At 64.5% G+C, this 7,485-nt stretch carries 8 protein-coding genes; 2 read left to right on the plus strand and 6 right to left on the minus strand.

Annotated elements, in window-relative coordinates:
* Window positions 1–22 precede the first annotated feature (22 nt).
* The gene (locus VMR03_RS07405; protein ID WP_325403770.1) at window positions 23–1,579 is read left to right on the plus strand and encodes an acyl-CoA carboxylase subunit beta; all 1,557 of its coding nucleotides are present in this window, start codon (window positions 23–25) and stop codon (window positions 1,577–1,579) included.
* A 46-nt stretch (window positions 1,580–1,625) separates the two neighbouring features.
* On the opposite strand, the gene VMR03_RS07410 is transcribed toward VMR03_RS07405, so the two are convergent.
* The 6 genes from VMR03_RS07410 to VMR03_RS07435 form a co-directional block, all read right to left on the minus strand.
* The gene (locus VMR03_RS07410; protein WP_325403772.1) at window positions 1,626–1,982 is read right to left on the minus strand and encodes a hypothetical protein; all 357 of its coding nucleotides are present in this window, start codon (window positions 1,980–1,982) and stop codon (window positions 1,626–1,628) included.
* 255 nt (window positions 1,983–2,237) lie between these two features.
* On the minus strand, window positions 2,238–3,095 hold the full coding sequence (locus tag VMR03_RS07415) for an ABC transporter ATP-binding protein (protein ID WP_325403774.1): 858 nt from the start codon (window positions 3,093–3,095) through the stop codon (window positions 2,238–2,240).
* Window positions 3,095–3,838 carry an ABC transporter ATP-binding protein gene (locus VMR03_RS07420; RefSeq protein ID WP_325403776.1) on the minus strand — a complete coding sequence of 248 codons (744 nt, stop codon included), beginning with the start codon at window positions 3,836–3,838 and terminating at the stop codon, window positions 3,095–3,097. The genes VMR03_RS07415 and VMR03_RS07420 overlap by 1 nt, the downstream gene beginning before the upstream one ends.
* Window positions 3,835–4,806 (minus strand): branched-chain amino acid ABC transporter permease, encoded by a 972-nt coding sequence (locus tag VMR03_RS07425; protein ID WP_325403779.1) that lies wholly within the window; start codon window positions 4,804–4,806, stop codon window positions 3,835–3,837. The genes VMR03_RS07420 and VMR03_RS07425 overlap by 4 nt, the downstream gene beginning before the upstream one ends.
* Window positions 4,803–5,705 (minus strand): branched-chain amino acid ABC transporter permease, encoded by a 903-nt coding sequence (locus VMR03_RS07430; protein WP_325403781.1) that lies wholly within the window; start codon window positions 5,703–5,705, stop codon window positions 4,803–4,805. Before VMR03_RS07430 ends, VMR03_RS07425 begins: the two co-directional genes overlap by 4 nt.
* 9 nt (window positions 5,706–5,714) lie before the next feature.
* The gene (locus VMR03_RS07435; protein WP_325403783.1) at window positions 5,715–6,938 is read right to left on the minus strand and encodes an amino acid ABC transporter substrate-binding protein; all 1,224 of its coding nucleotides are present in this window, start codon (window positions 6,936–6,938) and stop codon (window positions 5,715–5,717) included.
* Window positions 6,939–7,140: 202 nt separating this feature from the next.
* On the opposite strand from VMR03_RS07435, the gene VMR03_RS07440 reads away from it, so the two are divergent.
* On the plus strand, window positions 7,141–7,485 hold a 345-nt coding region (locus VMR03_RS07440; RefSeq protein WP_325403786.1), incomplete at its 3' end, for an Hsp20 family protein.

Consider the following 7,485-nt stretch of genomic DNA (forward strand, 5'->3'; position numbering starts at 1 on the left):
CGGGGCATAAACCGGAGCGAATATGAGCTGGGAAAAAGAGGCCGAGGAAATCAGACGCCGCCGCATGCTCGCCAAAAGACAGGGCGGCGAGGAGGCCGTCCGGCGTCAGCATGAGAAGGGCCGTCTCACCATCCGCGAGCGCATCGCGCGGCTGGCCGACGAAGGCAGCTTTCGCGAGCTCGGCGAAGGCGCCGGCGTGCCGCATTTCGACGAGGACGGGAACCTCGTCGATTTCGAGCCGGCCAACTACGTCCTCGGCTTCGCAACCGTGAATGGGCGGCGCGTCGCCATCGGCGGCGAGGATTTCACGCTGAAGGGCGGCTCGCCCAATCCGGCGGGCCTGCGCAAGAGCGTCTATGCCGAAGACCTCGCCCTCACCTACAAGGTGCCGCTGGTACGTCTTCATGAGGGCGGCGGCGGCAGCGTTGCAGGCTCAAGCGGGAAGAAGGCGGCGCGTCCGCTTGGCGATCCGGTTTTTTCCGCGCCGCGCTTTCTCTCCGTGACCCAGGTGCTCGGCGAAGTGCCCGTCGCCACCGCCGCGCTCGGACCGGTCGCCGGGCTTCCCGCCTCGCGCCTGGTCGCCTCGCATTTCGCCGTCATGGTCGAGAGCGCGCAGGTGCTGATCGCGGGACCCAAGGTCGTCGAACGCGCGCTCGGCGAGAAGCTCAGCAAGGAAGAACTCGGCGGCGCCGACGTTCATGCGAAAAGCGGCGTCGTCGACAATGTGGTCGCGAGCGAGGAAGACGCACTTGGCGAGATCGCGCGCTTCCTTTCCTATCTTCCCGACAATGTCTGGCAATTACCGCCGGATGTCGCCGCCACCGACGATCGCAACCGGATGGACGAGGCGCTGCTCTCCATCGTGCCGAAGGACCGGCGCAAGCCCTTCCAGATGCGCAAGATCGTCAAGGCGGTGATGGACGAAGGCAGCTTCTTCGAAATGACGCGGCGCTACGGCCCGTCGCTCATCACCGGCCTTGCGCGCCTCAACGGGAAGAGCGTCGGCGTGATCGCCAATGATTGCATGGTCTATGCGGGCGCGATGACGGCGGAGGCCGCGCAGAAGCTTCGGCGCTTTTCCGACTTCTGCAACACGTTCCACCTCCCCATCATCTCCTTCGTCGACGAGCCGGGCTTCATGATCGGCTCGGCATCGGAGAAGGCAGCCACCATCCGCCACGGCACGGCGGCCATCGCCGCCGTCATGCAGAGCCGGGTGCCCTGGGCTTCCGTCATCGTGCACAAGGTGTTCGGCGTCGCGGGCGCTGCGCATTTCGGCCCCGATGCCTTCGTGCTGTCCTGGCCGAGCGCGGCGACCGGCGCATTGCCTGTCGAAGGCGGCGTCGCCATCGCCTTCGCGCGCGAGATCGCGGCGGCGCCTGACCCGGATGCGCTTCGCAGAGAACTGGAGGAAAAACTTGCGGCGGGGCAATCGCCCTTCCCGCGCGCCGAGGGCTTTTCGGTTCACGAGTTGATCGACCCGCGCGAGACGCTGCCGAGGCTCTGCGACTGGCTCGACTGGACGGCGGCGCGGCGCGCGTCGGATATTGGACCATTCCGCACGACCATGCGGCCCTGAAACGAAAAAGCCCCGCCGAAGCGGGGCCTCAATCGACGGGCCGCGATCAGTAGCCGACCGAGATGATCGCGCCCGTATAGGCGTTGACGGTCAGCATCACGACGGCGCCGCGATAGTTGCGGGCCGGAACCCGATAATAATGGTCGTAGAAGACCGGGCGGCCGAAGTGATGGTAACGGGCGCGCTCCAGATGCGGGCGCCAGTAGCCGAAATCGCGGCGCTGCATGTGGCGGTAATCGGGCCTGTGACCGGGGCGGCCGTGGTCGCGATAGACATCCTTTTCGTAATGGCCGCCGCGCGGGCCGTCGCGCTCGACATGGCGATAGCTGTCGGCCTGTGCCGCCATCGGAACCGCCGCGAAAAGAGCCGTCGCGAGACCGGCAAGGGCGAGAAGCTTTTTCATGGTCTGCCTCCTTGGCAATGGATCGGGTATCGATCCTTGAGGCAGAGAATGCGCCGCGTCCGCTGAACCGACGCTGGAGCGAATATTCATTTTGCGTTCAGAAACGGGATAGCGAAACGGCGGAAATCCGCGCCTTTTGCCGCTCGCTCACGCTAGAGCGGTTCAGCATTTCGTGGAAACGCTGAACCGCTCTAACTCTTTAGTTTTGTCGCGTTTCCGGACGGTGAACCGGATTCCACTTCACCTGGAAACGCTCTAGCCGCCGAGGAAAAGCCGGCCGACTTCGGGATTTTCGAGAAGCGCCGCCCCAGGCCCCGCGAGCGCGACCCGGCCCGCCACCATCACGTAGCCGATATCGGCGAATTCGAGCCCCTTGCGGGCGTTCTGCTCGACCATGACGATGGTCTTGCCCTGCGCCTTGCGGAGATCGGCGAGAATCTCGAAGACCATGTCGATCATGCGCGGTTCGAGACCGATGGACGGCTCGTCGACCAGCAGCACTTGCGGATCCATGATGAGCGCGCGGCTGATTTCGAGGAGGCGGCGCTCGCCGCCCGACAGCACGCCCGCGCGCTCGCGACGACGCTTTGCCAGCCGGTCATAACGCGCGAAGACCCGTTCCGCGGCGTCTCGCGCCTTGACCCGGTCGGCGAGAAGATAGCCACCCATCAGAAGATTTTCCTCGACCGTCATGTCGGGGAAGATCGAATTGTCCTGCAGGATATAGGCGATGCGCGCGTCGCGGAGCTTGGCGCTCGAGGTGAGGCGCGTCACGTCCGCGCCGTTCGCGACGACGCTGCCGCCCGTGATCTTCGTGAAGCCGAAGATCGAATGAAGCACCGTCGATTTGCCCGCGCCGTTCGGACCGACGAGGCAGAGGCTCTGCCCTGCGCCAACCGCGAGATCGACGCCATGCAGGATTTCCATCGCACCGTAGCCGGCGCGCAAGCCCCGCAATTCGAGGATCGGCGTGCCGCCCGCGAGCGCGAGAATGTCGTCGCGGCTCACGCTCTCGCCCAGCGCCTCCGCCTCGCGCGCCACGTCGGCGACCGAAAGCGCCGGCGCGATGCCGCCTTCGCCGTAACCGCCCGCGCGCTTCTGGTCGTCGACCATTATTGGGCTCCGAGATAGGCGTCGAGGACGCGCGCGTCGCCGCGGATTTCGTCGGGCGTACCCTCGGCGAGAACACGTCCATGCGCCAGGCAGGTGATGCGCGAGGCAAGGTTCATGATGACGCGCATATTGTGCTCGATGACGAGAAGCGTGATGCCGAGTTCTTCATTGGCGCGTTTCAGCCGGTCGATCAGGCCGTTGATGAGCGTCGGGTTGATGCCCGCCGTCGGCTCGTCGAGCAGAAGAAGCTTGGGTTCGCTCATCAGCGCCATCGCGAATTCGAGAAGTTTCTGCTGGCCGAAGCTCAGGCTTCCCGCCTTGTGATCGCGCTTTTCGTGGAGACCGACAAAGGCGAGGAGCTCCCCGGCGCGCGCGTTGATCGCCCGCGCACGGGGCTTCAGGAGCGTCAGCACGCTGCCTTGCGCGTCGCGCGAGCTGATCTGCATGTTCTCAAGCGCCGTCATCTCGTCATAGACATGCGTTTGCTGATAGGTCCGCACGAGGCCGGACCGCACGATGGGGCCGACGCGGAGTTTCGAGATCGGCTTTCCTTCAAAGGAAATCTCGCCGCCGTCGATCGGATAGGCGCCGGCGATGCAGCCGAAAAGCGTCGACTTGCCGGAGCCGTTCGGGCCGATGAGGCCGGCGATTTCGCCTTCGCGCACAGTCAGCGAGACACCGTCGTTCGCGATCACGCCGCCGAAGCGCTTGGTCACGTTATGGGCTTTGAGAATGACCCTCATGCTCGCGCTCCCGCCTTGCGCGCCGCGAGCCAGCCCATGATGCCTTGCGGGAAGAAGAGCACGATGACGACGATCAGAAGGCCGAGCGCGACGCGCTGCCAGCCGAGGAGATAGGTCCAGAAGAGTTCCTTGGTTAGGTGGAAGATCGCGGCGCCGATGACCGGACCCCAGAGCGTGCCCTTGCCGCCGAGGATCGCCATCAGCACCATCCAGACGCCGAAGGTCGCGCCGGAAAAGGCGACGTCGCGCGGATCGATGAAACCGAGCATGTTGCCCGCGACCGCGCCCGCGAGACCGAGGAAGAAGGCCGAGATCGCCCAGGCCATCGTCTTGATCTGCGTTGTGCGCAGCCCCATCGCCTCGGCCTTGTCCTCGTCGTCGCGGATCGCGTTGAGCGCCAGGCCGAAGCGCGTCGCATAAAGCGCGCGCAAGGTCATGAAGCAGGCGGCGGCGATCGCGAACATCAGGAAATAGAAAAATATTTCGCGTTGCCCGAGCGCGCCCGGATAAAGCGGCATTGCCATGCCAGAGCCCGCACCGACATAGGACCAGCCGGCCGCGATCTCGCCCGCCGCGATGCCGAGGCCGAGTGTCGCGATGGCGAAATAATGTCCGCGAATGCCGAGCAGCGCCGCGCCGAAGACGAGCGCCGAGAGAAGCGAAACGGCGCCCGCCACGAGAAGGCCGAGCGCCAGCGCGTCGAAATAGGGGAGACCGGAATCGCGTTGCACGACCGCCGAGGCGTAGCAGCCGATGCCGAAGAAGATCACGTTGCCGAAGGAATTGTAGCCCATCTGGCCGCCAAGCACGTCCCAGGTCTGGGCGAGCACCACCATCAGCCAGAGGAAGGCGAGCTGTGTCGCGAGGCTCGGGACGATGAAGGGCGCGGAGACGGCGACGACGCCGAGGCCGGCGATGAGAGCCCATTGCGGAATGCGTTCGAAGCGCGCGATCAGCTTGTCGATCATGAGAGATAGCTTCTGCGGCGGGCGGCGGCGATGTTGCGCCAGACGAGGATCAGCACCATCAGCGCGAAGACGAAGGCGATCTGGTACTCGGCGCCGAGCACGAAGCCCGCGACATTCTCGACCGCGCCGAGGCCGAGGCCCGCCGCGACGACGCCGCCGACATTGCCGAGACCCGCGACGACGACGATCATGAAGGAGCGCACCGTATAGGGCAGTCCGATATAGGGATGGATCGTCCATGCCATGACAGCGAGGCTTCCCGCCGCGCCGCAAAGCGCCGCGTTGATGCCATATGTCACGACATAGACGCGGTCGGTGTCGATACCGAGAATGTGCGCGGCGCGCGCATTCTGCGCGGTCGCGCGTATCGCCTGCCCCAGCCGCGCATGGCGCAGGAAAAGCCAGAGCGCCGCACCGGCGACGAGCGCCAATGCGAAGGCCGCGAGCTTGATCCAGGCGAGCGTGACGGCGCCGTCCAGCATGTAGAAGGAGCCGAGGCCCGTATCGATGCTGCGCACGTCGGAGCCGAAGGCCGTGTTGGTCAATTGCTGGATCAGGATCGACAGGCCGAAGGTCGCGAGGATCGAGATGAAGAGGTCCTTGTCGACGACGCGGAAGATGACGAGGCGGTAGAGCAGCCAGCCGACGCAGAACATCGCCGCCGACGCCAGCGGCAGCGCGGCCAGCGGCGGCACGCCGTGGCTCACGGCCATGAAGGCGATGAAGCCGCCGAGCATGACGAGTTCGCCCTGCACGATGTTGACGATGTTGAGCACGCCCCAGACGAGCGACATGCCATAGGCCGCGAGCGCAAAGATCGCGCCGACGAGAAGCCCGTTCAGAACCACGTCGAGCGCGAAGCTCGGGTTCTGAACGAGCAGAAGGAAATTGTCGATCACGGGATGCTCTTACCTCTTGTCCCAGCTTGGCGTCGGCGCGCGAAGCTTCGCTTCCGCCCATTTTTCCGGCCAGACGACGACATATTTGCCGTCCTGCACCTGGAAGAGAACCATCGGCTTCACGACATTCTTGCCGGTCTCGTCGAATTTGATCGGCCCGTAGGAGGTCTTGATGTCCGTCTTCGAGAGTGCGTCGCGCACCGCTTTCGGATCGAGGCTGCCCGCGCGCGCGAAGGCGGCGGCGAAAACCTGTACGGCCGCGCTCGATTCCGCCGCCTGATAAGGTGCCGGCTCGCCATAGGTCTTTTCGTAAAGCGCCGCGTAGTCGCCCGCCTTGCCGAAGAGGTCGTCGGAATAGGTCAGCGACGGCGCCCATTGCGCGGCGCAGAGCGTATATTCAGCAGCCTTGCCGAGCTTCTCGGCGATCTGCGCGGAGTCGCAATGCGTCATGGCGAGAAGGGGCACGTTGACGCGCTGGTCGGCAAGCTGGCGAATAGCGGTCGAGGCGCCCTTCTCGTGGCCCGAGACGATGAGAAGATCGGGCTTCAGCAATTTTACTTTCGTCAGCGTCGCCGACATGTCGTTCAGTTCCGGCGGCAGCTTGTCGTCGACGACGATCTTCATGCCGAAGCGCTTTGCGTCCGCCGTTACGCCTTCGCGCACATCCTGCGAGAAAGGATCGTTTTCGAAGGCCATCGCGATCTTGAGCTTGGTCGGGTCGTCCGCGCGACCGGCGGCGAGCTGCACGGCGGGCTGGAGATACTGGTCGGTCGTCGAGAGCACCGCGAAAAGATATTTGTAACCCTTGCGGAAGAGCGAAACGGCGGCACCATTCGCCTCCACCATCGGCACACCGTATTTTTCCGTCACCGGCGCCATCGCTTCGGTGAGGCCGGAGGAATAGGGCCCGAGGAGATATTTGACGCCGTCTTGCTGGATCAGCCGCTCGGCCAGTTGCGCGCCGCGCGCCGGCGTCGATTCGTCGTCGTAATAGACGATTTCGAGTTTGTAGCTCTTGCCGCCAACCTCGACGCCGCCCTTTTCGTTGATGAGCTTCGCGGCAAGGTCGTACCCATTGCGGGTATACACGCCGTTCGAGGAATATTTTCCGGTGAGCGACACGGCCGCGCCGAGCCTGATCGTGTCCGCATCGGCGGCATGGGCCTGCGTCATCATCGCGCAAGCCGCCGCGGCGGCGAGCAAGGTCGCGCGGGCCAACAGCTTGTAGTTCATCGAAATCCCCCTTTTTCCGACCTCTTGTCGGCCGAAAATCCCACCCGGTCCCCGTCTTGAATCGGCCGTTTCGTCATCCTATCTCGATATCGCCGGACGCCGCGCGACGCGGGTCCGGCGGACAGAAGGCGCAGCCGGCCTGAGGGCGGCATTAAAGCCTTTTGCCCATGGACTTTCCATCGCTTTCAGAGGATGTGACCCCATGCGAACCTTCGATTTCTCCCCGCTCTATCGGTCCACCGTCGGTTTCGACCAACTCCAGTCGCTGCTCGATTCCGTGACGCGCGACGCGGGCCAGCCGACCTATCCCCCCTATAACATCGAACGCCTCGGCGAGAGCGATTATCGCATCTCCATGGCGGTCGCCGGCTTCGCCGAGCAGGACCTCTCGATCGAGGTGAAGCAGAACGTGCTCACCATCTCGGGCAAGCGCAACGAACCCGAAAACACGAACTATCTCTATCAGGGCATCGCCGGCCGGAGCTTCGAGCGCCGGTTCCAGCTTGCCGATCATGTGGAGGTGAAGGGCGCGCGACTCGAAAACGGA

It is taken from the genome of Parvibaculum sp., assembly GCF_035511255.1.
GTDB lineage: Bacteria > Pseudomonadota > Alphaproteobacteria > Parvibaculales > Parvibaculaceae > Parvibaculum.